This window comes from Acidiphilium sp. AL (assembly GCF_025499445.1).
Classification (GTDB): Bacteria; Pseudomonadota; Alphaproteobacteria; order Acetobacterales; family Acetobacteraceae; genus Acidiphilium; species Acidiphilium iwatense.
On the sequence record NZ_JAIMBZ010000001.1, the window covers coordinates 117,005 to 139,284 of the forward strand.

The 22,280-nt window shown below is 65.1% G+C and carries 20 protein-coding genes and 2 pseudogenes; 14 read left to right on the forward strand and 8 right to left on the reverse strand.

Annotated features, from left to right (window positions below; genetic code table 11):
* Positions 1 to 92 precede the first annotated feature (92 nt).
* Positions 93 to 863, reverse strand: a complete 771-nt coding sequence (locus AiwAL_RS00465) for an enoyl-CoA hydratase (protein ID WP_235704772.1) — start codon at positions 861 to 863, stop codon at positions 93 to 95.
* Positions 864 to 891: 28 nt separating this feature from the next.
* On the opposite strand from AiwAL_RS00465, the gene AiwAL_RS00470 reads away from it, so the two are divergent.
* Positions 892 to 1,206, forward strand: coding sequence for a VOC family protein (locus tag AiwAL_RS00470; RefSeq protein WP_235704773.1), 315 nt, complete (start codon positions 892 to 894; stop codon positions 1,204 to 1,206).
* Here AiwAL_RS00470 and AiwAL_RS20330 read toward each other — a convergent pair.
* Positions 1,166 to 1,321 (reverse strand): annotated as a pseudogene (locus tag AiwAL_RS20330) (NAD(P)H-dependent oxidoreductase); the annotation flags it as partial. The gene AiwAL_RS00470 and the pseudogene AiwAL_RS20330 sit on opposite strands and share 41 nt — an antisense overlap.
* A gap of 67 nt (positions 1,322 to 1,388) precedes the next feature.
* Between AiwAL_RS20330 and AiwAL_RS00475 the strand changes: the two are divergent.
* The 11 genes from AiwAL_RS00475 (at position 1,389) to AiwAL_RS00525 (ending at position 11,481) form a co-directional block, all read left to right on the forward strand.
* The gene (locus tag AiwAL_RS00475) at positions 1,389 to 2,489 is read left to right on the forward strand and encodes an IS1595 family transposase (protein WP_235703644.1); all 1,101 of its coding nucleotides are present in this window, start codon (positions 1,389 to 1,391) and stop codon (positions 2,487 to 2,489) included.
* A 272-nt stretch (positions 2,490 to 2,761) separates the two neighbouring features.
* Positions 2,762 to 3,598, forward strand: a complete 837-nt coding sequence (locus AiwAL_RS00480; RefSeq protein ID WP_235703645.1) for a heavy metal-binding domain-containing protein — start codon at positions 2,762 to 2,764, stop codon at positions 3,596 to 3,598.
* A 28-nt stretch (positions 3,599 to 3,626) separates the two neighbouring features.
* Positions 3,627 to 4,346, forward strand: a complete 720-nt coding sequence (locus tag AiwAL_RS00485; RefSeq protein WP_235703646.1) for a PspA/IM30 family protein — start codon at positions 3,627 to 3,629, stop codon at positions 4,344 to 4,346.
* Positions 4,343 to 4,735 (forward strand): hypothetical protein, encoded by a 393-nt coding sequence (locus AiwAL_RS00490; protein ID WP_235703647.1) that lies wholly within the window; start codon positions 4,343 to 4,345, stop codon positions 4,733 to 4,735. Before AiwAL_RS00485 ends, AiwAL_RS00490 begins: the two co-directional genes overlap by 4 nt.
* Before the next feature lie 14 nt (positions 4,736 to 4,749).
* Positions 4,750 to 5,682, forward strand: a complete 933-nt coding sequence (locus AiwAL_RS00495; protein WP_235703648.1) for a heavy metal-binding domain-containing protein — start codon at positions 4,750 to 4,752, stop codon at positions 5,680 to 5,682.
* A 127-nt stretch (positions 5,683 to 5,809) separates the two neighbouring features.
* A complete protein-coding gene (locus AiwAL_RS00500) occupies positions 5,810 to 6,829 on the forward strand; it encodes a site-specific DNA-methyltransferase (protein WP_235703732.1) in 1,020 nt (339 codons plus the stop codon).
* Complete coding sequence (locus AiwAL_RS00505; RefSeq protein WP_235703649.1) at positions 6,826 to 7,734, forward strand: YicC/YloC family endoribonuclease; 909 nt, start codon at positions 6,826 to 6,828, stop codon at positions 7,732 to 7,734. The genes AiwAL_RS00500 and AiwAL_RS00505 overlap by 4 nt, the downstream gene beginning before the upstream one ends.
* Before the next feature lie 8 nt (positions 7,735 to 7,742).
* Positions 7,743 to 8,354: a guanylate kinase gene (gene gmk / locus AiwAL_RS00510; RefSeq protein ID WP_235703650.1), complete on the forward strand. Its 612-nt coding sequence runs from the start codon at positions 7,743 to 7,745 to the stop codon at positions 8,352 to 8,354.
* 41 nt (positions 8,355 to 8,395) lie between these two features.
* The gene (locus AiwAL_RS00515) at positions 8,396 to 8,602 is read left to right on the forward strand and encodes a DUF3311 domain-containing protein (protein WP_235703651.1); all 207 of its coding nucleotides are present in this window, start codon (positions 8,396 to 8,398) and stop codon (positions 8,600 to 8,602) included.
* Positions 8,603 to 8,614: 12 nt separating this feature from the next.
* A complete protein-coding gene (gene mctP / locus AiwAL_RS00520) occupies positions 8,615 to 10,147 on the forward strand; it encodes a monocarboxylate uptake permease MctP (protein ID WP_235703652.1) in 1,533 nt (510 codons plus the stop codon).
* A gap of 101 nt (positions 10,148 to 10,248) precedes the next feature.
* Positions 10,249 to 11,481, forward strand: a complete 1,233-nt coding sequence (locus AiwAL_RS00525) for an MFS transporter (protein WP_235703653.1) — start codon at positions 10,249 to 10,251, stop codon at positions 11,479 to 11,481.
* A gap of 75 nt (positions 11,482 to 11,556) precedes the next feature.
* Here the strand turns inward: AiwAL_RS00525 and AiwAL_RS00530 are convergent.
* From AiwAL_RS00530 to AiwAL_RS00545, 4 genes and pseudogenes are all read right to left on the reverse strand, one after another.
* Positions 11,557 to 12,741 (reverse strand): annotated as a pseudogene (locus tag AiwAL_RS00530) (glycosyltransferase); the annotation flags it as partial.
* Positions 12,742 to 12,743: 2 nt separating this feature from the next.
* Positions 12,744 to 16,679, reverse strand: coding sequence for an amino acid adenylation domain-containing protein (locus AiwAL_RS00535; protein ID WP_262311900.1), 3,936 nt, complete (start codon positions 16,677 to 16,679; stop codon positions 12,744 to 12,746).
* 126 nt (positions 16,680 to 16,805) lie between these two features.
* A complete protein-coding gene (locus AiwAL_RS00540; protein WP_235703655.1) occupies positions 16,806 to 17,588 on the reverse strand; it encodes a class III extradiol ring-cleavage dioxygenase in 783 nt (260 codons plus the stop codon).
* A 2-nt stretch (positions 17,589 to 17,590) separates the two neighbouring features.
* A complete protein-coding gene (locus AiwAL_RS00545; protein WP_235703656.1) occupies positions 17,591 to 18,013 on the reverse strand; it encodes a DoxX family protein in 423 nt (140 codons plus the stop codon).
* A 167-nt stretch (positions 18,014 to 18,180) separates the two neighbouring features.
* Between AiwAL_RS00545 and AiwAL_RS00550 the strand changes: the two genes are divergently transcribed.
* Positions 18,181 to 19,068, forward strand: a complete 888-nt coding sequence (locus AiwAL_RS00550; protein ID WP_235703657.1) for a LysR family transcriptional regulator — start codon at positions 18,181 to 18,183, stop codon at positions 19,066 to 19,068.
* 3 nt (positions 19,069 to 19,071) lie between these two features.
* Here the strand turns inward: AiwAL_RS00550 and fumC are convergent, their stop codons facing one another.
* Entirely contained in the window at positions 19,072 to 20,532 is a 1,461-nt protein-coding gene (gene fumC, locus AiwAL_RS00555) for a class II fumarate hydratase (protein WP_235703658.1), read from the reverse strand.
* Between the two features lie 136 nt (positions 20,533 to 20,668).
* On the opposite strand from fumC, the gene AiwAL_RS00560 reads away from it, so the two are divergent.
* Positions 20,669 to 20,950 (forward strand): DUF427 domain-containing protein, encoded by a 282-nt coding sequence (locus tag AiwAL_RS00560; RefSeq protein ID WP_235703659.1) that lies wholly within the window; start codon positions 20,669 to 20,671, stop codon positions 20,948 to 20,950.
* Positions 20,951 to 20,959: 9 nt separating this feature from the next.
* Here the strand turns inward: AiwAL_RS00560 and AiwAL_RS00565 are convergent, their stop codons facing one another.
* Positions 20,960 to 22,279, reverse strand: coding sequence for an AAA-associated domain-containing protein (locus AiwAL_RS00565; protein ID WP_235703660.1), 1,320 nt, complete (start codon positions 22,277 to 22,279; stop codon positions 20,960 to 20,962).
* Position 22,280 lies beyond the last annotated feature (1 nt).

A 22,280-nucleotide genomic window follows, 5' to 3' on the forward strand; every position in this document is an offset into this window, starting at 1 on the left:
TGGTATGCGCGCGGGTTGGCGGGCGGCGCGCGCGAACATAAAGAGCGAATACCATGGGTCGCGATCAGCGAGACATGGTATAAGCCATTCGATCAGGAGAATTCTGGTTTGCGCTTCTCGATGAAGGCGCTCATTCCCTCGCGCTGGTGCGGGGTGCCGAACAGCGAGAGAAAAGTGGCCCGTTCGTAGCCGACACCTTCGGCCAGCGTGGTTTCATAGGCGCGGTTGACCGCGCGCTTCGCGATCGCGGTCGCGACCGGCGACATTCCGGCGATGGTTTCGCCAAGCTTCACCGCCTCGGCGATCAGATCGGCGGCAGGAACCACGCGGGCGACCAGATTGGCGCGCTCGGCTTCGGCCGCGTCCATCATCCGTCCGGTGAGGATCATTTCCATCGCCTTGGATTTTCCCACCGCCCGCGTCAGCCGCTGGGTGCCACCCGCACCGGGGATGACGCCGAGATTGATCTCCGGCTGGCCGAATTTCGCGGTGTCGGCGGCAAGAACGATATCGCACATCATCGCGAGTTCGCAGCCGCCGCCGAGCGCGTAGCCGGCCACCGCGGCGATGACCGGCTTGCGGATCGTGGTCACCACCTCCCAGGTCTTGCCGATGAAATCGTCGAGTGCCGTTGCGGGGTGGGTGCGGTTCTGCATTTCCTTGATATCGGCCCCGGCGGCGAAGGCGCGCTCGCTGCCGGTGACCACGATCGCGCCGATTGCCGTATCGTTGTCGTAACCACGCAGGGCGTCGCCCAGTTCGGTCATCAACTGGTCGCACAGGGCGTTCAGCGCTTTGGGTCGGTTCAGCAGGATCAGGCCGACCCGACCCTGGGTTTCGGTTGCGATCATCTCATAGTCCATGGCATCCTCCGCTTCGTTGCGGGGCAGAATGACCGAATTTCTGGGCGTTGAAAACCGTGGGACAGGCTTGCTGCCGATTTTGCGCGTGGCCCGTCCGACCGACCGGTTGGAACAGGTGACGCGTTTCTATCGCGACGGGCTTGGCTTCGCCGAGATTGGCCGGTTCGTGGATCATGACGGCTTCGACGGCGTGGTGCTCGGTGCGCCGCACGCGCCCTATCACCTCGAATTTACCCACCGGCGCGGCCAATCAATCGAGATTCGGAGTCTTTCAGCAGGTCCGAAAGTCGATCGAAGAACATCTTCATCGGTCCGCTCATGGCATACCAATAAACCGGCGTAGCAAACACCATGTGGCGATGCCCGATCATTTGGTCGACGACCGCTCGAAAGCCGTCATCGCGTTCAGTCCCGCCATAGCTGAACGGCCGAAGCTGCGACGCTGTGAGATCAATCAATGTGGCTCTTATAGCGTTACTTATTGATATCGGCTACGGAAGTCGCGTCTGACGTGAGGAGGCGAGCATGGACGTGGCGGATTTTGAATCCTGGCTTGGTTGGATTGCGGTGCTGACCGTCCCACAGCGACGACGGGCATGGCAGGCTCTGACTCTTTCGGAGGTGTCGGAAAGCCATGACGATGAAACTGGCGCATCCATGGATTTGGCGATCGCAACCGTTGACCTGCCGGCGCCCGGCGAACGGCCGATCGCGGTGCCGTTGCCGCCGTTGCCGCCATCGAACCCGATTGGAACGGAAGGCGTGGCTGAACTCGGGCAGCGTCGCGTGGATAGCGTCGGCTGCCCCCATTGCGAGGGCCGCGATGTTGTGCGTTGGGGGCGGGCGAGTGCTTTGCCACGCTACCGCTGCAAAACCTGCCGGCGCACGTTCAACGCGCTGACGAAAACGCCGCTGGCTCATCTGCGGCTCAAGGACAAATGGGCCACACAAACCAAAGCCATGATCGACGGCGTCAGCACCGCGAAGGCGGCAAAACGGTGCGGCGTCCATTACACGACGGCATTTCGATGGCGACACAGGTTTCTTGAAGCGCTGGCCGGCGATAAACCCCAGGCCTTGTCCGGGATTGTGGAAGGCGATGAGACATTCATCCTGGAATCGTTCAAGGGCAAGCGATCCGCGATGCCGCGCGCGGCCCGCAAGAGAGGCGGCAAGCCAGCCAAATGTGGGATCTCCGCTGAACAAATTCCTGTGCTTGTCGCGCGTGACCGCCATGGTGCCACCACCGATGCGGTGCTGCCGAAATTGAACCGCTTGTCCATCACCGCGGCGCTGGGCGGTATCGTCACGCCCGCCAACGAATTCTGTTGCGACGGTGGCACCGCGATTATCGCCTTCGCCCGCAAGGCGGGCATCCCGACGCACATCCTGCCAATGCCCGGCAAGCCAAAACCAAACGCGCCAGATTTTCACATCAACAACGTCAACGCCTATCATGGCCGACTGAAGGAATGGCTGCGGCGCTTCCATGGTGTCGCCACCAAGAACCTCCCCAACTATCTCGGTTGGCGCAGAACGCTTGAGGCGCTGGGACAGCACGCCACACCCGAAGCTTTGATCCTCGGCGCCATCGGACTCGGACCATATCAACAGGCAACGCTATAAGAGCCATCAATGTTGCTTCGGACGGGTCAAAACGAAAACGCAGCCTTTCGACCGCAGCAGCGGTGTTTCCATTGGCTCTTGCCGAAGCGATCAAGATCAGCATTGTGATGCGCAGTCCCCTCTACGTCAGAATCCGGCGTCTTTGGCCGATGCCCCGCTCACCTTGACCCGCATCCGCAACGCGATAGGATGCCGCCGTTGAGGTTACGAAATCAATAGCAAAAACACCCCTCCCGCCAGCCGAGTTCACGAAATCTGGAGCAGCGACGACCATGGACGCAACCAGCACTTCATCCGATGGCCAGCTTTCCCATCAGGCGCTCGAACGGCTGCGTGGCCTGCGCAGCGAGGGCAGCCATGAGGGCATCTTCACCTCGGATTTCTCGGTCAACGAGTTCCTGATGGTGCGTGAGGCCGGGTTCGAGCCGCTCGGCCTTGTCGTCGGTTCCTGCATCTATCACGTCGGCGTGCAGTACACCTCCTGGAGCCGCAACCAGGAAATGACCGTGCTGTCGCAGGCGATGTACCACGCCCGCGAGCTTGCCATGGCGCGGATGGAGCAGGAGGCGAGCACGCTCCACGCCGACGGCATCGTCGGCGTCCGGCTCGAGGTCAAGCGCATGGAATGGGACAAGGACATCCTGGAATTCATGGCGATCGGCACCGCCATCGCCCATTCCGCCGGCCACCCGATGTTCAAGGGCGTCGGCGGCAAGCCCTTCACCTCCGATCTGTCCGGCCAGGATCTCTGGCTGCTGCTGCAATCGGGCTACCGGCCGCTGGAAATGGTGATGGGCTCCTGCGTGTATCACATGGCGCATCAGGGTGTGATGAAATCCCTCGGCAATATCGGGCGCAATGCCGAAATCGAGGTGTTCACCCAGGCGCTGTACGATGCCCGCGAACTCGCGATGGAGCGGATGCAGCGCGAGGCCGGCGAGGCGAAGGCCGAAGGCGTGGTCGGCGTGCAGTTGCACGAAGGCTCGCACAACTGGCAGCCTCACGTGATCGAGTTTTTCGCGGTCGGCACCGCGGTAACCCCGGTCGAGGACAAATCCGTCCTGCCGGAAAAACTGATCCCGCAAATCGTGCTGCCGGTGAACGACTAACCATTCGTTATTGTTGGGAGATTCCCCCATGAGCCTGATGTCGCGTTTCACCAATCTGGTCGCCGCCAAGGCCAACAAGTTTCTCGACGCCGCCGAAGACCCGGACGCCGAGCTTGAACTCTCCTACGAGAAAATGCTGACCAGCCTGCAGGAAACCAAGGGTCATCTCGCCGATGTCATCGCCGAGCAGATCACCCTTGAGCATCAGATCACCGATCACAAGGCGGCGATCGACCGGCACGATCAGGATGCGCGGATCGCGCTGAAAGCGGGCCGCGAGGATCTGGCGCGCGCCGCCCTCGGTGAGAAATCGTCCGAAGAGCACAAACTCGCCCCGATCCAGACCTCCCTCGATCACGTCAGGCAACAGGCCGACAAGCTGAAAATCTACGAGCAGAAACTGGAAGACAAGATCGAACAGTTCCGCACGGAGAAAGAGTCGCTCAAGGCCGAGCATCAGGCCGCCGAGGCGGAATTGCAGGTCGATCAGCAACTGGCCGGCATCGGCAAGGGGCTCGGCGGGGTCGAGGATACGATCCAGCACGCGCGCGACAAGACCCATGCAACGGCCGCCAAGGCCGAGGCGATGGAGCGGATGATGGATGAAGGCGTGATCCACGACCCGCTCGATCACCGGACCGGCAACGAACACGCGATTGAAAAACTGCGCGATCAGTCGGATATCGACGATCAGTTGGCAAAACTTCGCGCCGAGTTGGACCAAAACAAGGAACCGCCCCAGCCATGAGCGGCGATGCGCTCGGCGGGCTCGATCTGCATGCGGCCTTCATGCGCCGCGCCAGCGCCGATCAGCCGGCCTTCATCGAAGCGCTGGCGATCAGGCTCGAACAGGCGCTGCCAGGGCGCGTCCACGTGGAACGCAAGAAGGATGGTCTGTTCAGCAAGACCGCGCATATCCGCGCCATCGGCGTCGATACCGGCGATGCCCAGTATATCCTGGAGCAGGACCATGGCGTGCTCCGCGCCTTGAGGGCGCGCGGCACTCATGGCGTGGTGCTCAAGCGGGAAATCCTTACCGTCGCGCAATGGCTGGATGGGCTGAACGAAGCCCTCGCCAGATTGTCGGACGAGGCCGACGGCGCGCATCGCGTGCTGCATGACTTCCTGATGTCGTAAGGGGACTACCGCCCATGTCGTTCAAGGATCTGATCAAGGGCGTGGTGGGGGCGGTCGCGGCTCAGGCGGCGCCGAACGACCCGGCGGAACTGGCGCGCCAGGACGCGCGGATGGCCGAGTGGACTCAGGCGCTGCGCCACAATTCGGTGCCGAAATTCGTCTCCGAGCGGCTGCGCCACACGGCGGTCGGGCGGCTGCCCTGGGTTTCCACCGCCTCGCCGGCCGATCTGCTCACGCTGCGCACCCACGGCATCGAAACGCTGGGCATGGTCTCGGGCAATTGCTGGTTCCATTTCGGCTATTCCTGGACCGAAGGCCATCGCGACGGCTGGCATACGGCGATCGCCCGGATGCAACACGAAGCCGCGCTGATGGGCGCTCATGCGATCGTCGAGGTGACGCTGAAAACCCGCGAGAGCGGCGATGCCGACGCCCGGTCGTCGATGGACTACAGCGCCACCGGCACGGCGGTGAAAATCGCTGGCTTTCCCGAGGCAACCGCCCCGTTCGTCGCCACCGTGTCGCAGCTCGAATTCGCCCGTCTGCTGGAAGCCGGCATTCTACCGATCGGGCTCGCGGTCGGCGCCTATTACGAATGGATGAGCGACCCCTATGGCTGGGCCGATGCGTCACAAAGTTATTTCAATCAGGAGCTTGAGGTTCTGGCCTCGTTCCAGAAACGGGTCCGCAAATCCGCGGTCGATGCCATGCGCGATCATGCCCGGACCATGCGCGGCACCGGCGTGCTCGGCCGGGTGCAGTTCACCGAAATGTTCCGCGAGAAGGGCAATAATGAGGAGCCGACGCAGTATCTGTGCCGCCACATCGCCTTCGGCACGGTGATTCAGCACCGCCGGAACCAGCACGAAAGCCTCAGGCCGCGTGCCGTTCTGCTGACCCGCAAGAGCAAAATCCAGTCCCTCGAAGCAAGCGAATCAGTGATTTAAGCCCATTGACGCGACCACGGCGGATTCGTCAGGTATAGGAGCAGACAATCACCCGAGGCCCGCCTTGCCCGTGCACGCCATTCGCGAATTGCCGCTCGATCAACTGCTTCTCGGCGATGCCGTCGAGATGATGCGCATGCTGCCCGACGCCTCGATCGACTGCGTATTCGCCGATCCGCCCTATAATCTGCAGCTCCGTGGCGAGCTGCGCCGGCCGGATGACAGCCTGGTCGATGGCGTCGATGACGACTGGGACAAATTCACCGATTTCGCCGCCTACGACGCGTTCACCCGCGCCTGGCTCGCCGAAGCGCGCCGGCTGATGCACAAGGACGCGACGATCTGGGTGATCGGCTCCTATCACAATATTTTCCGCATCGGCGCGATCATGCAGGATCTTGGTTTCTGGATTCTGAACGACGTGATCTGGCGCAAATCCAACCCGATGCCGAATTTCCGCGGCAGGCGCTTCACCAACGCGCACGAAACCCTGATCTGGGCGGCGCGCGAGCCGAAATCGCGCTACCGGTTCAATTATCAGGCGATGAAATCGCTGAACGACGACACCCAGATGCGCAGCGACTGGACCATCCCGCTATGCACCGGCGGCGAACGCCTGCGCAACGATCACGGGCTCAAACTGCACCCGACCCAGAAGCCCGAGGCGCTGCTGCACCGGATCATCCTGGCCGCGACCAACCCGGACGACGTGGTGCTCGATCCGTTCGCCGGCACCGCGACCACCCCGGCGGTGGCCAAACGGCTGAACCGGCATTTCATCGGCATCGAGCGTCACCCCGCCTATGTGGAGGCCGGCTGGGCGCGGCTGCGCCAGCTCCGTGCCGCCCCCGCGCATGTCACGGTGCTCGCGAACGGCAAGCGCGATGCGCCGCGCATCGCCTTCGGCGTTCTGGTCGAGCGCGGGCTGGTGCCGCCTGGCACCATGCTGCACGACCGGCTGCGCCGGGTCGGAGCCACGGTGGCCGCCGACGGCACGATCATCGCGGGCAGCCATCGCGGTTCGATCCATCAGGTGGGGGCCGCGGTGCAGAACGCCGCGAGCTGCAACGGCTGGACCTTCTGGCACATCGAGCGTGAGGGCAGGCTTGTCGCGCTCGACCATGTGCGCGAAACCCTGCGCCGATGAGCGGATCGAACATCGCCTCGATGACCGGCTTCGCGCGGGTGGCCGGCCGCCACGAGGCGATGGACTACGCCTGGGAATTGCGCAGCGTGAACGGGCGCGGGCTCGATCTGCGGCTGCGCCTGCCGCCGGGCTTCGATGCGCTGGAGCCCGCGTTGCGCGAAGCGGCGGCGCGCCGGCTGAAGCGCGGCAATGTCTCGGCGGGGCTCACACTGAAGCGGGACACCGCGAGCGTGCTCGTGGTGGACGAGGCGGCGCTGGACGTACTGCTCGCCCGCGCGCTCGAACTCGCGCGCCGGTATCCGGCCATGCCGGCGCCGCGCGCCGAAGCGCTGCTCGGCCTGCCGGGCGTGATTCGCCCGTCGGCCGATGCGGGAGAGCCCGAAACTGGCGACGCCGAACGATCGGCACTTGCCAGGGCGCTTGCCGGCGCCTTCGAGCAGGCACTGGACGAGCTCGTCGCCGCGCGGGCGGGCGAGGGGGCGCGGCTCGCCGTCATCGTCGCCGAAATGCTCGCGCGCATCGCATCCCTGGTCGAAGCCGCGCACGGTCAGGCAAACGGCCAGTCGGTGCAGCACCGTGCGCGCCTGGAAGCCGCCCTCAAGGACCTGCTCGGCGATGCCCAGCCGGTATCGCCGGAGCGGCTCGCTCAGGAAATCGCCTTGCTCGCCGCCAAATCCGACGTTCGCGAGGAACTCGACCGCCTCACCGCCCATATCGCGGCGGCAAACGCGCTGCTCGCCGAAACCGTGCCGGTCGGCCGGCGGTTCGACTTCCTGATGCAGGAATTCAACCGCGAAGCAAACACATTGTGCAGCAAATCCGCCTCGCTCGAACTCACCGCGATCGGCCTCGACCTCAAGGCGGCGATCGAGCAGCTGCGCGAGCAGGCGCAAAACATTGAATAGGCGCCACCTTGCTTAGGCGGGGCCTTTGCCTGGTGCTCGCGGCACCTTCCGGGGCGGGGAAAACCTCGCTGTCGCGGGCATTGCTCGACGAGGATGCCGCGCTCTCGCTTTCCATCAGCGCCACCACCCGCGCGCCGCGTCCCGGCGAGCGTGAGGGGCAGCATTATTATTTCAAATCGCCCGAAGCCTTCGCCGCCATGGTCGAAGCCGGTGATTTTCTGGAACACGCCACGGTATTCGGCAGCGCCTATGGCACGCCGCGCGCCCAGGTCGAGCGGGCCCTGGCCGAGGCGCGGGACGTGCTGTTCGATATCGACTGGCAGGGCTTTCGCCAGTTGCGCGCCGCCTTGCCGCGCGACGTGGTGGGAGTTTTCATCCGCACGCCCACCCTCGACGATCTGCGCGCAAGGCTGGTTGCGCGCGGCGACGATGCGGCAGCCATCGCGCGGCGCATGGAAGAAGCCGAGACCGAACTCGCCCATCAGGGCGAGTTCGATTTCATCATCGAGAACCGGGATTTCGAGACGGCGCTGGCCGATCTGCGCGCGATTTTGCGCGCCTCCCGCCTCGCCCGGCCCCGCCTTGTCGTTGAGGGTCAAATCGGCCTAAACAAACGGTAACGCCTTAGCCTGGCGGACCTTTAACGTTTCGGGAGGGAACCATGGCCGATCCATCGCACGAGCCGGCACCGCGGACGACGCCCTGGCGCATTCTGCTGATCATTCCCTTTATCGCGACTCTCTGGGTGCCGTTCTTCAACATGAAGACGCCCGAATTCGGCGGATTTCCGTTCTTCTATTGGTACCAATTGCTCTGGGTGCCGCTCTCCGCGCTGATCATTTTCATTGTCTATCGGACCGAAAGCTGAGGAGACCGGATCATGATCGTCGCCGGCATTATTTTCGCGATCCTGGTGATCGCCGTGCTGATCCTCGGCTTCGTCGCGGCCCGCTGGAAGGGCGGCGATCTCGACCAGCTCCATGAATGGGGCCTGGGCGGGCGGCAATTCGGCACTCTCATCTCCTGGTTCTTGATCGGCGGCGATATCTATACCGCCTATACCTTCATCGCGGTGCCCGCACTGATGTTCGGCGCCGGGGCGATCGCGTTCTTCGCCGTGCCCTACACCATCGTCGCCTATCCGATCCTGTACGTGATCTTCCCGAAACTCTGGCGGGTCTGCGCCAAATACGGTTTCGTCACCGGGCCGGAATTCGTGCGCGGCCGCTACGGCAATCGCTGGCTCGGGCTTGCCGTCGGCATTACCGGCATCGTCGCGACCATGCCCTATATCGCGCTGCAACTGGTCGGCATGCAGACGGTGATCGGCGGGCTCGGCATCACCGGTGGCGGGTTCGGCGCGCATCTGCCGCTCGTCATTGCCTTCCTGGTGCTCGCGGCCTTCACCTATACATCGGGCCTGCGCGCTCCGGCGATGATCGCGATCGTCAAGGATTCGCTGATCTACCTGACCATCATCGTCGCCGTCATCGTGATCCCGGCGGAATTGGGCGGGTTCGGCGCGGTTTTCGCGAAAATAGCGCCTGCCAAGCTGCTGCTGCCCCATCCGCCCGCCGGCAGCACCGGTCTCTATTCCGGCTACGCCACGCTGGCGCTGGGGTCGGCGATGGCGCTGTTCCTTTACCCGCACGCGACCACCGGCATTCTCTCTGCCTCCAGCAGCCGGGTCGTGCGCCGCAACGCGGTGATCCTGCCGGCCTATTCCTTCATGCTCGGACTGATCGCCCTGCTCGGCGCGATGGCGGTTGCTGCCGGCGTCGCTTCGATGCCGCAATTCGCCGCCGGGTTCAAAGCCTATGGCCCGAGCTTCTCGGTACCCGCTTTGCTGATTCACTCGCTGCCTGGCTGGTTCGTGGGAATAGCTTTCGCCGCGATCGCGATCGGGGCACTCGTGCCGGCGGCGATCATGGCGATCGCTTCGGCCAACATCTTCACCCGCGATATCTGGCGCCAGTTCGTCCAGATCGGCATGGCCCCCGCGACGGAATCGCGGGTCGCCAAGATCTTCTCGATCGTCATGATCATCGGCGCGCTGCTGTTCGTTTTCGGACTGCCGCTGAAATACGCGATCCAGTTGCAGTTGCTGGGCGGCATGTGGATCATCCAGATCTTCCCGGCCGTCGTGTTCAGCCTGTTCACCCGCTTCTACAATGGCTGGGCCCTGCTGATCGGCTGGGCGGCCGGGTTCGTGCTGGCCACGCATTTCGCCCTTGCCAACCACCTCGCCGGGGCAATCTATCCGTTCCACGTCCTCGGCACGATCTTCCCCTGCTATATCGCGCTCGCGACCGTCGTGGTGAACATTGTGGTGGCGACGGTGCTGTCGCCGCTGTTCCATGCCATCGCCTCCGATCGCACGCGCGACGTGACCGTCGCCGCCGATTACGTCTGACCGATTTGCGCGAGACCGCCCGGTTCGTTAAATTCTAAAGGATGAACCGGGCGTTTTTTCGAGACGATGGATAGGATTTTCGATCGCCGGGACTGCCCGGCGTGAGCGGTCTCGCACTCGCCAAGGGGCGGCGCGCCGGAGACGCGGCCTTCGGCTTCATCATGGCGACGATCCTGCTCGACATGCTGGCGATGGCGATCGTGCTGCCGGTGCTGCCCCGTCTGGTGCAGGGGCTGGTGCATGGCGATACCGTGCTCACCGCCCATGTGTTCGGCATTTTCGGTGCGGCCTGGGCGGCGATGCAGTTCGTCGCGGCCCCGGTGCTCGGCGCCCTGTCCGATCGGTTCGGCCGCCGCCCGGTCATTCTGCTTTCCTGTCTCGGTCAGGCGGTGGATTTCGCGATCATGGCGCTGGCACCCTCGATCGCGTGGCTGCTGGTCGGGCGCGTCCTGTCCGGAGCGTCGTCCGCGAACATCGCCGCCGCGAACGCCTATATCGCCGATGTCACCCCGCCGGAGCGCAGGGCGGCGGCGTTCGGCTTGTCTGGTGTCGCGGCAGCGCTCGGATTCGTGCTCGGGCCGGCGCTCGGCGGATTGCTGGGCGGGGTGTCGCTGCGCCTGCCGTTCTGGTTCGCGGCCGGGCTCGCCCTGGCGAATTTTCTCTACGGGCTGGTCGCGGTGCCGGAGAGTCTGTCGCGCCGGGCGCGGACGCGATTGAGCCTGAAGCGGCTCAATCCGCTCGCGGCACTCGGCATGCTGCGCCGCCGGGCGATCACCGCGCCGGCCAGTGTCTATGCGATCGGCATTCTCGCCCAGCAGGCGATTCCGTCGGTCCTGGTTCTCTATGTGCAGGATCGGTTCGGCTGGACGCCGGTGCTGATCGGCATAACGCTTGCCGTCGCCGGGGTCGGTTTCGCGCTGGTGGGTGGGTTGATGGTGCGCCCCGTGGTGCGAAGGCTGGGCGAAATCCGCGCCCTCGCGCTTGGTCTTTTGTTCGGCGCGGCCGGCTTCGCCGTGTTCGGCCTGGCGCATGGCAGCCGGGTTTTCTGGATCGGCGTGCCGGTGATTTCGCTCTGGGGCCTCGCCATGCCGGCCTTGCAGGGGATCATGGGGCACCGCATCGGCAGCGCCGAGCAGGGGCGGCTCCAGGGGCTGCTGGCAAGCCTGTCAGGTCTCGCCGCGCTGATTGGTCCTCTGCTGTTCACCACCATCTACGCCAACTGCCTCGGCCATCATGGCCGCGCCGATATCTGGACCGCCGGCGTTCCGCTGCTTCTCGCCGGGGTGTTGCTGCTCGCCTCGCTGGTGCCTGTCCTGTTGCTGCGCCGGTCGTAGCAGACCCCACTCGGTCATCTGGCGAATCGCGGAGCCGATGCCGTTCTCGGCCCGGTTTCTGTCGCCGAGTGCCGCCGCTTTGGCGACAATGCCCGGCTCCTGGAGTCGTACGATCGCGGCGGCCAGCCGGTCGGTCGTCACTGTCTTGCGGTTCATGTGCGGCACCGCGACGCCCAGCTGCTCCAGCCGGACCGACCAGAACGCCTGCTCGGTGATGAACGGCAGGATCAGGGACGGGATTCCGGCGCGTACGGCCGCCGCCATGGTGCCCGCGCCGCCGTGATGCACCGCAGCGGCCATGCGGGGAAACAGCCAGTCATGGGGGGCCTGCCGCAGGATGAAAATATCATCGTTCCGTGGCGAGGTGCCGGGCGCGAGCCCGCCCCAGCCTGTCGCCAGGACGGCGCGGCAACCGGCCTTGCGGATCGCCGCGATCACAATGCGGGTGATGTGCTCCGCATCGCGCGGGAACATGCTGCCGAAGCCGAGATAGACAGGCTTGCTTCCCGAAGCCAGGAAACCGGCAAGATCGTCGGGCGGCTGCCAGTCCTTCCCCTCGTCGAGAAACCAGAATCCGGTCACCTGGGCGTCGGACGACCAGTCGCGCGAGCGCGGCAGGATCTGCTCGCTATAGGCGTAGAGGGTTCTCCGATGGGCCTCCGGCTTGCCGTGCAGCGGTCCGAGCCGGCTATAGGGTTCGAGGCCAAGATCTTTCCGCAGATGATTGTTGACCGGTGGACGCACCAGGGACCACATGAAAAATCGCAGCGCATGATACAGCCCGAGATTGACCGGGCCCGGAATCGGCACGCGGATCGGCGGCAGCACCATCGGCGGGATATCGGTGCATGGCGTCATCGGCTGCAACTGCGCCTGAACGACCGGAATCCCGAGCGCTTCGGACAGCGACCCGGCCAGGATCGTCGCCGGCCCCTGACCGATCAGCAGTTCCGCGTCTTTTGCCGCCGCCTTGCCTTCCGCCGCCCAGTGCGACGCCATCTCGGCGAGATGGCGGACCATGATCCGTGATCCCTTGATGACGTTCATGCCGTTTTCGAGCATTTCGGGCGCCCGGCGCATGAGCGTGTCGTAGTCGGCGGTGAGGGGCGAAAAGCCGAGGCCGAAACGCCCGATATCGGTCTCGAAGTTCCGGCTGGTGGCGATCGTCACCTGATGGCCATGGCTCTGGAGGCCCCGACCGAGCGCGATGAATGGCTGGATGTCGCCACGGGTGCCGACGCAGAAAATCGCGATCCGCATGGTCAGGCGATGGCCTGTGCGATGATCCGGCCGACCCGCCCGAGCGGCTCGGGGTCGAGCATGTCCTGATGTCGGCAGGGAATGTCGTGAACGATCAGCCGGCCGCCGATATGGCGGCTCCACGCCTCAGGCCGGTCGTCGAGAAAGCGGTCCGCACTGCCGACAGGCCGGTGGGCGGCGCGCAGGAACAACACATCGAGCGGTGCGTGACCCGGCGTGAAGCGCCGCGCGAGCGACAGGTTCCGCTCTGTCACGCTCCGTACCCGGCCGATGATGTCGCCGGTGCGCAGGCTGGGCGGGAGCGGGATGTCGGCAAGCGAATAATCGTTTGCAAGCAGTTCGGCGAGCGCGTCCATCCGTGGGGTTCCTGCCAGCCGGTCTGGTGCGTAGCCGAGGAAGCCGAGCGAGGCCGCGACCAGTTCCGCTTCCTCGATCGCGTGTTCGTTCTCGATCAGGCGGAACGGGTATGAATCGAGCAGGGCAAGCAGTCGCACGGTCTCGCCGTCATGGCACAGGCGCTCGGCGATCGCATGGGCGATCAACCCGCCGAGCGACCAGCCAACCAGCATATACGGCCCGCGCGGCTGCACCGTGCGCATTTCGTCGAGATAATGCGCGGCCATCGCCTCGATCGAGGATGGCATGGCATCCGCGAGACCGATGGATTGCAGCCCATAGATGGCGTGATCGGCGGCGAGGTGCCGCGCGAGCCCGGCATAGCCCCAGGACAGACCGGCGACGGGGTGGACGCAGAACAGTGCGGGGGAACCATTACCGGCACGCAACGTCAGCAGCGTGGCGAGCGGATCGGCATTCTCCGCGCCATCCAGATAGGGCGCCAGATTGGCGATGGTCGCGTCCTGGAACAGGGCACCGATCGGCAGATCGGCGGAAAACCGCCCGGCGAGATCTGCGACCATGCGCGCCGCCATCAGCGAATCCCCGCCGAGAGCAAAGAAATTATCGTGGATGGAGACGCATTCGAGGCCGAAAGTCTCGGCCCAGAGTTCGGCAAGCATGATCTCGCCCTTGGTGCGCGGCGCGACGTAATCCGTGCTGGCGGTGGCCCGAGAAGTCGTCTCGGGCGCGGGCAGGGCGGCACGGTCGAGCTTGTTGTTGGCGTTCAGCGGCAGATCGGACAGCACGACGAAGGCGGCAGGGATCATATAGTCCGGCAAGCGGTCGGCCAAGGCACGGCGCAACGCCGCCGGTTCCGGCCAAGCCGTATCGCGCGGCACGACATAGCCGATCAATTGTTTCCGCCCAGCCGCCTCGCGCAGCGCCGCCGCGGCTGCAGCCACGCCCGGAATGGCAACGAGCGCCGCCTCGACCTCGCCGAGTTCGACCCGAAAACCCCTGATCTTGATCTGATCGTCGCTCCGGCCGAGGCACTCCAGAATACCGTCCTCGCGGAACCGGGCAATATCGCCGGTGCGGAACATTCTCGCACCCTCCGGCGCGAAAGGATCGCTGATGAAGCGCTCGGCGGTAAGGTCGGGCTGCCCAAGATAGCCAAGCGCGATCCCGGCGCCGCCGATATGGAGATTGCCGGCAACGCCGGGCGGCACCGGCTCGCCCGCGTCGTCGAGTACATAAACGCGCGTGTTGGCGATCGGCCGGCCGATCGGCGGGGTGCCGCAATCCTCTTCGCGCATCTCGTGCGCGGTGGACCAGATCGTCGTCTCGGTCGGGCCATAGACGTTGATCAGCCGCCGCGCCGCGGCGTGGAGGCTGACGGCGAGATGCGGCGGCAACGTCTCGCCGCCGACCAGAAGCGTCAGCCCGGCCAGTGCGCCTGAGCCGGATGCCTCATCTGGGGATGCATTGAGCATCGCCTGATACAGCGACGGCGTCGCCTGCATGACCGTTACGCCCTGATCGCGGATCGTCGCGGCGAGCAAGGCGGGATCGCGCACCAGCGCGCGGCCGGCGAGCACGATCGCCGCACCGGACAGCAGGGGGAGCAGAAATTCGAGAGCGGCGATGTCGAATCCGATCGTGGTGACGGCGAGCATGCGATCCCGTGGGCCGAGGCCGAGCAGCATTTCGAATCCGGCGCAGAGATTGTCCAGTGCCGTCCGCGAGACGACGACGCCCTTCGGCCGTCCGGTCGAGCCGGAGGTGAAGATCACATAGGCGGTTGCCTCCGGCACCGAGGGCATGAGCTTCACGGCACGCGGTCGGATTGTCGGATCGGGTGCATCGAGGCGCAGTGTCGCGATATTCGCCACGCCGGATTTGGCCGCGAGTTCCACGTCGGTCAGCAGCAGGCAGGGTTTCGCATCGTCCAGGATCATGGCGAGGCGCTGGGCCGGCTGATCGGGGTCGAGCGGCAGGTACGCCGCCCCCGCGCGCATCACGCCAAGCAGGGCGCAGGGCAGATCGGCATCGCGCGGCAGCGCGATCGCGACGAGATGGCCTGGTCCAATTCCCGCCGCGCGCAGCCGCGACGCGATCGCGTCGGCCCGCGCCAGCAAGTCCCGATAGGTCAGCACCTCGCCGCCGGTAATTATCGAAGGCGCGTCCGGCGTGGCTTCAGCCCGATCGCCGATGCGCGCCGCGACCGATCGCGCGGGCAGGGGGCGCGCGGTCGCGTTCCAGTCGACCAGTATCCGGCTGCGTTCGCCGTTCGCGAACAGGTCGTAGCCCGCGATCCTGGATGCGGGATCGGCGATCGCCTGGGTCATCAGCCGGATCAACCGCGCCTCGTGCAAGGCGAGATCGGCATCGTCGTACAGCACCGGGTTGGCGTCGAAATCGATCCGCAGCCCGCGCGCGTCGGCACGGTCATAGATGAAGATCATCAGATCTTCGACCGAACCGTTGGACAGGTTATGGGTGATCGCGGCATGGCCGCCGAAATTCAGGACATAGTCGAACGGCTCGATATTCACTCCGAGCCATGAAACCTGCTGATCCGCGCCGAACAGGCCGAGATCGCGGCGCAATTCCTCGTAGCGGAACTGCTGGTGGCGCAGAGCGCGCAGTACGGCGCGGCCCACTTCGCTCACCAGCGCGGCGAAGCTCATATCCGGCGTGAAGCGAAGCCGCAGCGGCACGGCATTGGCGACCATGCCGGGGATCGAGCGCAGCACGGCGGAGGGCCGGCCGGTGACCGGCATCCCGATGACCAGATCGGACGCTCCGGTCGCCCGGTGATAATAGGCCGCCACCAGTGCGATCAGCACCTGCGGCAGGCTGGCGCCGAGCGGCTTCGCCATGGCGTGGAGCCGGCGCGAGACATCCGGCGAAAGATGCGCGGTGCGCCGCCGCAGCCCGCCGCCGCCGGGCACCCGGCGCATCGCGAGCGACATCGCCGGCGGCAGGTCGGCGAGGTGTTCAAGCCAGAACGCCCGGTCGCGCTCGAAACGCGGCGACCCGCGATAGGCCTGATCGTGGGCGATCAGATCGCCGAGGCTGCCGAACGGGCAGGGCGCCGCCGCGCGTCTTTCGACGCTCGCCGTGTAGAGTTCGGCGACGCGGCGGGCGACCAGGCCGCCGGTGAAGCCGTCGAACATGATGTGATGGGCGCGGTGATACCAGAACCAGCGGTCCGGCCCGGCACGGAACAGCGCGCCCATCCAGAGCCTGTCGCACGCGAGATCGACCGGCGCGGATAATTCCCGCCACATCCAGGCTTCTGCCTCGGCACGCGGGTCGGTGGCGCCGGACACGTCAAACACCGGGAAATCCTTGGTATAGGCGGGTTCGATGATCTGGCGCGGTCCATTGCCGGTCTCGGCGATGCGCACGCGGATCGTGTCGGTTTCGGCGGCGACGGCGCGCAACGCCGCGAGGAACAGGTCCGGGTCGATCGCGCCGGGGATTTCGATGGATTCGGCGATGTTGAAGATCGATCCGCGCGGCGCGATTTTTTCGCCGATCCACAAGCCGCGCTGGGCGACCGTCAATGGAAGGGATCGTTCCTCGTGATGCATCGCCTGGGCCTCTGTGTCAGAAATGAGACCGGTATCATATTGCGATGCAAATCAATTACAACCGATTTAATTATCTTGAGTTGCGACGTTTTGGTGAACATGCCTCGGTGGTGGTATCGTCGGCATTTACCCTGTCCCAAACGCGTATGCATCCATGCGGAGGATCGCATGCTCGGTGGAGTTGTGCAGGCGCCGCGCGGCAACCGGATCGCCCGCCGCGCCGATCGCGGCGAAAAGGGGCAGAATATGCTCCTCGGTGGGGTGTTCATCCCGCGCATGGGGGGCACGCGCCCGATAATCGGTCAGCGCCGCCACATCGCCCGCGGCGATCACCCGGTCCATCCAGGCGCTGAACGCGGTGACATCGGGGGATTCCGGCGCATCCACCGCCTGGCCGCGAAACCGCCTGAGATCGTGGGTGAAGCTGCCCGACCCCAGAATCAGCACGTTTTCGTGTCTTAGCGGCGCCAGGGCGCGGCCGATCGCCAGATGATGCGCCGGGCCGCGATGGGTTTGCACGGATAATTGCAGCACAGGGATATCGGCCTCGGGATAGGCAAGTAGCAGCGGCACCCAGGCGCCGTGGTCCAGCCCGCGCGCCCGGTCGATCCCGGCATCGAAACCGGCCTGCCTGAGCAATTCGGCGACGCGCTCAGCCAGCGCCGGATCGCCCGGTGCCGTGTAGGTCAGCTCGTAGAGGGGTTTCGGAAATCCGCCGAAATCATGGATGGTGTCATTGCGCGCGACCGCATTCACCATCGGCGCTTCGGTCTCCCAGTGCGCGGAAATCACCAGGATCGCCTGCGGGCGCGGCAGGGTTGCGGCCAGGCCAGCGAGAAAATCGCGCGCCGGGGTTCGGCTCAGCGCAAGCATCGGCGAGCCATGGCTGACGAACAGGCTGGGGAGCATGGCTATACCCTCCGGCCGAACGGGGTAGGGGCCAGCGCATAGGCGCCGTCGCCGAGCAGCGCGAGAGCGATCAGCGCGATGGTCCAGAACGCCGGATATTCCCAGCCGCCGCCCTTCACGTTGAAGAAGAAGCCGTTATGGATGTGCACGAGCGCGATGGCGCCGATCAGATCGGGCGCGATCAGCAGGGCGATCAGCCGCGGCCAGACGCCGAGAATCAGCGCGATGCCGGCGGCGAATTCGGCGGCCATGATGAACAGGCCGAACCAGCCGGGCAGGCCGAGGCTGATGAAGTATTTTTCGGTCCCTGCCGGGGTAAAGACGAAATATTTCAGCGACGCATGGGCCAGAAACAGCAGCCCCATGCTCACCCGGAGCAGAAGGCCGGCATAGGGGGCGGTACGCGGATCGACGGAACTGGTCATGAAACTCTCCTTTGACCGCCAATCTAACCATGCGCGGATTGCTCTTATAGTGCCGATTCTGGCAGCATCGTCATGCGTTTTCGCATAGAACAATATGGCGTTTGATGGAATCGCGGAGCGATCCAGCAAAGCCATGAAATTTGCTCGCCAAACAATGGATAGAAAAAATGCTGGATTGGGATGATCTGAGAACCTTCCTCGCCATCGCGCGGGCCGGCACATTGTCGGCGGCGGCGCGCACGCTCGGCGTGCGGCAATCGACCATGGGGCGGCGGCTCGCGGCGCTGGAGGCGCAGGCCGGCGCCCGGCTGCTGGTGCGCACGCCGCGCGGCTTCACCCTGACCGAGGCGGGCGAAGCGGCGCGTGCCGAGGTGGAACGCATGGAACAGGCGGCATTTGCCGCTGAACGGGCGATCAGCGGGCGCGACATCAGGCTGGAAGGCGTCGTGCGGGTCACCACGGTGGAGGGCTTCGCCGAGGCGCTGCTGATGCCGGTTTTCGCTGAACTTTCGCTCCGCTTCCCCGGCATCGTCATCGAGTTGATCGGTGACGATCGCACGCTCAGCCTTGCCGCGCGGGAGGCCGATCTGGCGATCCGCCTCGCCCGCCCGCGCGGCCAGTCGATCCTGGCACGAAAAATCGGCACGGTCGCTTTCGGGCTCTACGCCAGCGCCGACTATCTGGCGCGCCATGGCACGCCGGATTTCGCGGCGGACCAGGGCGATGGGCACCGGCTGATCCTGATGCGCGACGAGACGGGCAGCTATCCTGAACTCGACCACATGGCTGCACTCGCGCCGCTTGCGCGGGCTGCCTTGCGCGCGGATAGCCGTCTCGCCCATCGCGCGGCGGCCGAGGCCGGACTCGGCATCGCCTGTCTTGCCCACCACCTCGCCATCGGAGCCGATCTGGTCCGGCTCGCCGCGCCCGATCCGCCGGGGCGGGAAATCTGGCTCGCCCAGCATGAGGATACCAGAACCACTCCGCGCATCCGCGTCGTCGCCGAGGCGATCGCCACGGGATTGCGCGACGGTGCCGCCCGGCTTGCCGGCTGAGCGTCAGGCGCCGCCGAGGCCGCTGCCCACCATGCGGGCCGGATCGACGATCCGGTCGAAGGTTTCGCCGTCCAACCCGCCATATTTCAGCGCCGCCTCGCGCAGTGACAGATTTTCGGTCTCGGCCTTGTGGGCGATCATTGCGGCGCGGTCGTAGCCGATTTCGGGGCTGAGGGCGGTGACCAGCATCAGCGACCGGCCCAATTGTTCGTCGATCACCGCGCGGTTCAGCCTGGTGCCCGTGACCGAGAAGCGGTTCAATGTGGCGCATGCATCGGCGAGGTTGCGGCAGGAGCGGAGAAAATTGTTGATGATGATCGGCCGCATCGCATTCAGCTCGAAATTGCCCTGGCTGCCGGCAAAAGCCACGGCATTGTCGTCGGCGATCACCTGGATGCAGACCATCACCATCGCCTCGCACTGGGTCGGGTTCACCTTGCCCGGCATGATCGAGGAGCCCGGTTCGTTCTCCGGCAGCACAAGCTCGCCGATGCCGCAGCGCGGCCCGCTGGCGAGCCAGCGCATGTCGTTGGCGATTTTCATCAACGCAACCGCAAGCCCCCGGACCGCGGCCATCGAAGCGACCATCGCATCGAGCGACCCCTGGGCGGCGAATTTATTCGGCGCGGTGATGAAGGGCATGCCGGTGAGGGCAGCGATTTGTGCGGCGATCGCCACACTGAATCCCGCCGGCGCGGTCAACCCCGTACCCACTGCTGTCCCGCCAGCGGCAATTTCGAAAAGCCCGGCTTTCGACGCCTCGATGCGGGCCAATGCGTCGCGCAACTGGTGCGCGTAGCCGGACCATTCCTGCCCGACGGTCAGCGGCACCGCATCCTGCAAATGAGTACGGCCGGTCTTGGGAATCTCCATCCATTCGGCGGATTTCGCCTCGATCGCCTCGGTCAGCGCGGTCGCGCGCGGCAGCAGCATCGCATCGAGCGCGTCGAGTGCCGCGATGTGCATCGCGGTGGGGAAGGTGTCGTTCGAGGATTGGGCCAAATTCACGTCGTCGTTCGGATGCACCGGGGATTTGCCGCCGATTGTCCCACCCAGAAGCTGGTTCGCCCGGTTGGCCAGAACCTCGTTGATGTTCATGTTGGACTGGGTACCCGAGCCGGTCTGGTAGACGAAGAGCGGGAAATGATCGTCGAGCTTGCCTGCGATCGCCTCGTCGGCGGCACGCGCGATGGCATCGGCTTTCCAGCGCGGAAGATGGCCGGATGCAGCGTTCGCCAAGGCGGCGGCCTTCTTGACGATGCCGTAGGCGCGGTAGAGCGGCTTGGGCATCCTCTCCGTGCCGATCGAGAAATGCTTCAGGCTGCGCTGGGTCTGCGCGCCCCAGTAGCGATCGGCGGCAACCTCGATCTCGCCCATCGAATCGCTTTCGGTGCGAAAGCCGGCCGCGTCGATGCCGATGGGAATGTCGTGAAGCGCCGGGTGGTCGGTTTTGTTCTGGGTCATGCAACGAACATGGTTGTGCCGACGCGCCGTTAAAGCGGTGAGGCTTTTATCCGGCGCATGGGAGCCCATCTGAAAGGCACGACCATGGAATTACACGGACGTGGAATTCCATGACCATAAAATTAAGGAGCGAACCATGGTCAAGGCGGTATGGAACGAAACGATCATCGCGGAGTCGGACGCGACCGTCATGATCGAGGGCAATCATTATTTCCCGATCGAGTCGGTCCGGCGGGAGGTGCTGCGCGACAGCGCCACAACCAGCCGCTGCCCGTGGAAGGGCACCGCGCACTATTACTCGATCGCGGTCGATGGCGCAACCAACAGGGACGCCGCGTGGTACTACCCCGATCCCTCCGCCGAAGCCGCCGAAATCAAAGGCCGGATCGCGTTCTGGAAGGGTGTTCGGGTGGCGTAGCCGCCCCGTTCAGTCCTCCTCGATATCCTCCAGGCTGAATTGCTGCGCTTCCTCGTCATAGGAATACAGCTCGGCATAGCGGCCCCAGGAAATCGCGGTGCGCAGGGTTTCCTCGGCGCGCTCGGGCGACATGTGGTCTTCCAGTTCGTCGCGGAAGCGCACCGCCGAGGCGCGGTGATTCCAGCGTTCGTCGATCACCTGGCGGATCGCCGCCACCAGCGGAACCTGAGCCCGCAAATTGGCGGCGAAGATGCGTTTGCGCTCCTCGGTCTCGGCGTTGACGAAGCGGTGCCCCTGTTCGGTCAGGCGGATGTCGCCTTCCTCCAGCTCGGCGAATTTCAGCAATTGCAGGGTTTCGCCGAGCGGCAGCAACTCGTCGACTTCGTATTGCAGCGCGGCGGCCAGCGCCGGCAGGTCGGCGCGGCCCTCATAGGGGGGGGCTGCGAGGGTTTCCATCAGACCCGACATCAGATTGGTGCCGATCGGGTGAAGCGGGGTGGCGAAGCCGGTCGCCGGCTGTGCCGCCTGGGCACGCAGATCGGCCGGGGTTTTCCGCCGCGTCATTACCGCATAGATGTCGTCGACCATCTGGCGGAACGCCGGGTCGAGCCGGTTGCGCGGATGGGCGAAGCGCACGGTCATCTCGTGCGCGACCCGGCCCGGATCGGATGCAAACACCAGGATGCGGTCGCACATCAGCACCGCTTCCTCGATGTTGTGGGTCACCAGCAGCATCGATTTCACCGGCAATTTCCGGTCCGACCACAAATCGATCAGATCGGTGCGCAGCGTCTCGGCGGTCAGCACATCCAGCGCCGAAAACGGCTCGTCCATCAGCAGCAGATCGGGATGGGTCACCAGCGCTCGCGCGAGGCCGACCCGCTGGCGCATCCCGCCCGACAATTCCTTGGGATAGGCGCCATCATAACCGCCGAGGCCGATCAGGTCGATCGCCTCCTCGGCGCGGACCTCGCGCTCCGCCCGCGCAATGCCTTGCGCCTCCAATCCAAGCTCGACATTTTCCTGCACCGTGAGCCAGGGAAACAGCGCGAAACTCTGAAACACCATGGCAACCCCGCGCACCGGGCCGCGCACCGTCTTGCCTTGCCACAGCACCTCGCCGCTGGTCGGGCGCAACAGCCCGGCGATGATGCGCAGCAAAGTCGATTTCCCCGACCCGGAACGGCCGAGCAGGCCGACGATTTCGCCCTCCCGCAGAGAGACGTTCACATCGTCGAGCACCACGAGCTCGTTATTGGCCTCTTTCGGATAGGCCTGCCGGCATTTGCGGACTTCGAGCAGGGTTCGCGTGGCGACGAGCTGGTCCATG

Coding starts and splice junctions, on each gene's coding strand:
- AiwAL_RS00465 (WP_235704772.1), bottom strand. CDS start 863: ATGGACTATGAGATGATCGCAACCGAAACCCAGGGTCGGGTCGGCCTG.
- AiwAL_RS00470 (WP_235704773.1), top strand. CDS start 892: ATGACCGAATTTCTGGGCGTTGAAAACCGTGGGACAGGCTTGCTGCCG.
- AiwAL_RS00475 (WP_235703644.1), top strand. CDS start 1,389: ATGGACGTGGCGGATTTTGAATCCTGGCTTGGTTGGATTGCGGTGCTG.
- AiwAL_RS00480 (WP_235703645.1), top strand. CDS start 2,762: ATGGACGCAACCAGCACTTCATCCGATGGCCAGCTTTCCCATCAGGCG.
- AiwAL_RS00485 (WP_235703646.1), top strand. CDS start 3,627: ATGAGCCTGATGTCGCGTTTCACCAATCTGGTCGCCGCCAAGGCCAAC.
- AiwAL_RS00490 (WP_235703647.1), top strand. CDS start 4,343: ATGAGCGGCGATGCGCTCGGCGGGCTCGATCTGCATGCGGCCTTCATG.
- AiwAL_RS00495 (WP_235703648.1), top strand. CDS start 4,750: ATGTCGTTCAAGGATCTGATCAAGGGCGTGGTGGGGGCGGTCGCGGCT.
- AiwAL_RS00500 (WP_235703732.1), top strand. CDS start 5,810: ATGATGCGCATGCTGCCCGACGCCTCGATCGACTGCGTATTCGCCGAT.
- AiwAL_RS00505 (WP_235703649.1), top strand. CDS start 6,826: ATGAGCGGATCGAACATCGCCTCGATGACCGGCTTCGCGCGGGTGGCC.
- AiwAL_RS00515 (WP_235703651.1), top strand. CDS start 8,396: ATGGCCGATCCATCGCACGAGCCGGCACCGCGGACGACGCCCTGGCGC.
- mctP (WP_235703652.1), top strand. CDS start 8,615: ATGATCGTCGCCGGCATTATTTTCGCGATCCTGGTGATCGCCGTGCTG.
- AiwAL_RS00535 (WP_262311900.1), bottom strand. CDS start 16,679: ATGCATCACGAGGAACGATCCCTTCCATTGACGGTCGCCCAGCGCGGC.
- AiwAL_RS00540 (WP_235703655.1), bottom strand. CDS start 17,588: ATGCTCCCCAGCCTGTTCGTCAGCCATGGCTCGCCGATGCTTGCGCTG.
- AiwAL_RS00545 (WP_235703656.1), bottom strand. CDS start 18,013: ATGACCAGTTCCGTCGATCCGCGTACCGCCCCCTATGCCGGCCTTCTG.
- AiwAL_RS00550 (WP_235703657.1), top strand. CDS start 18,181: ATGCTGGATTGGGATGATCTGAGAACCTTCCTCGCCATCGCGCGGGCC.
- fumC (WP_235703658.1), bottom strand. CDS start 20,532: ATGACCCAGAACAAAACCGACCACCCGGCGCTTCACGACATTCCCATC.
- AiwAL_RS00560 (WP_235703659.1), top strand. CDS start 20,669: ATGGTCAAGGCGGTATGGAACGAAACGATCATCGCGGAGTCGGACGCG.
- AiwAL_RS00565 (WP_235703660.1), bottom strand. CDS start 22,279: ATGGACCAGCTCGTCGCCACGCGAACCCTGCTCGAAGTCCGCAAATGC.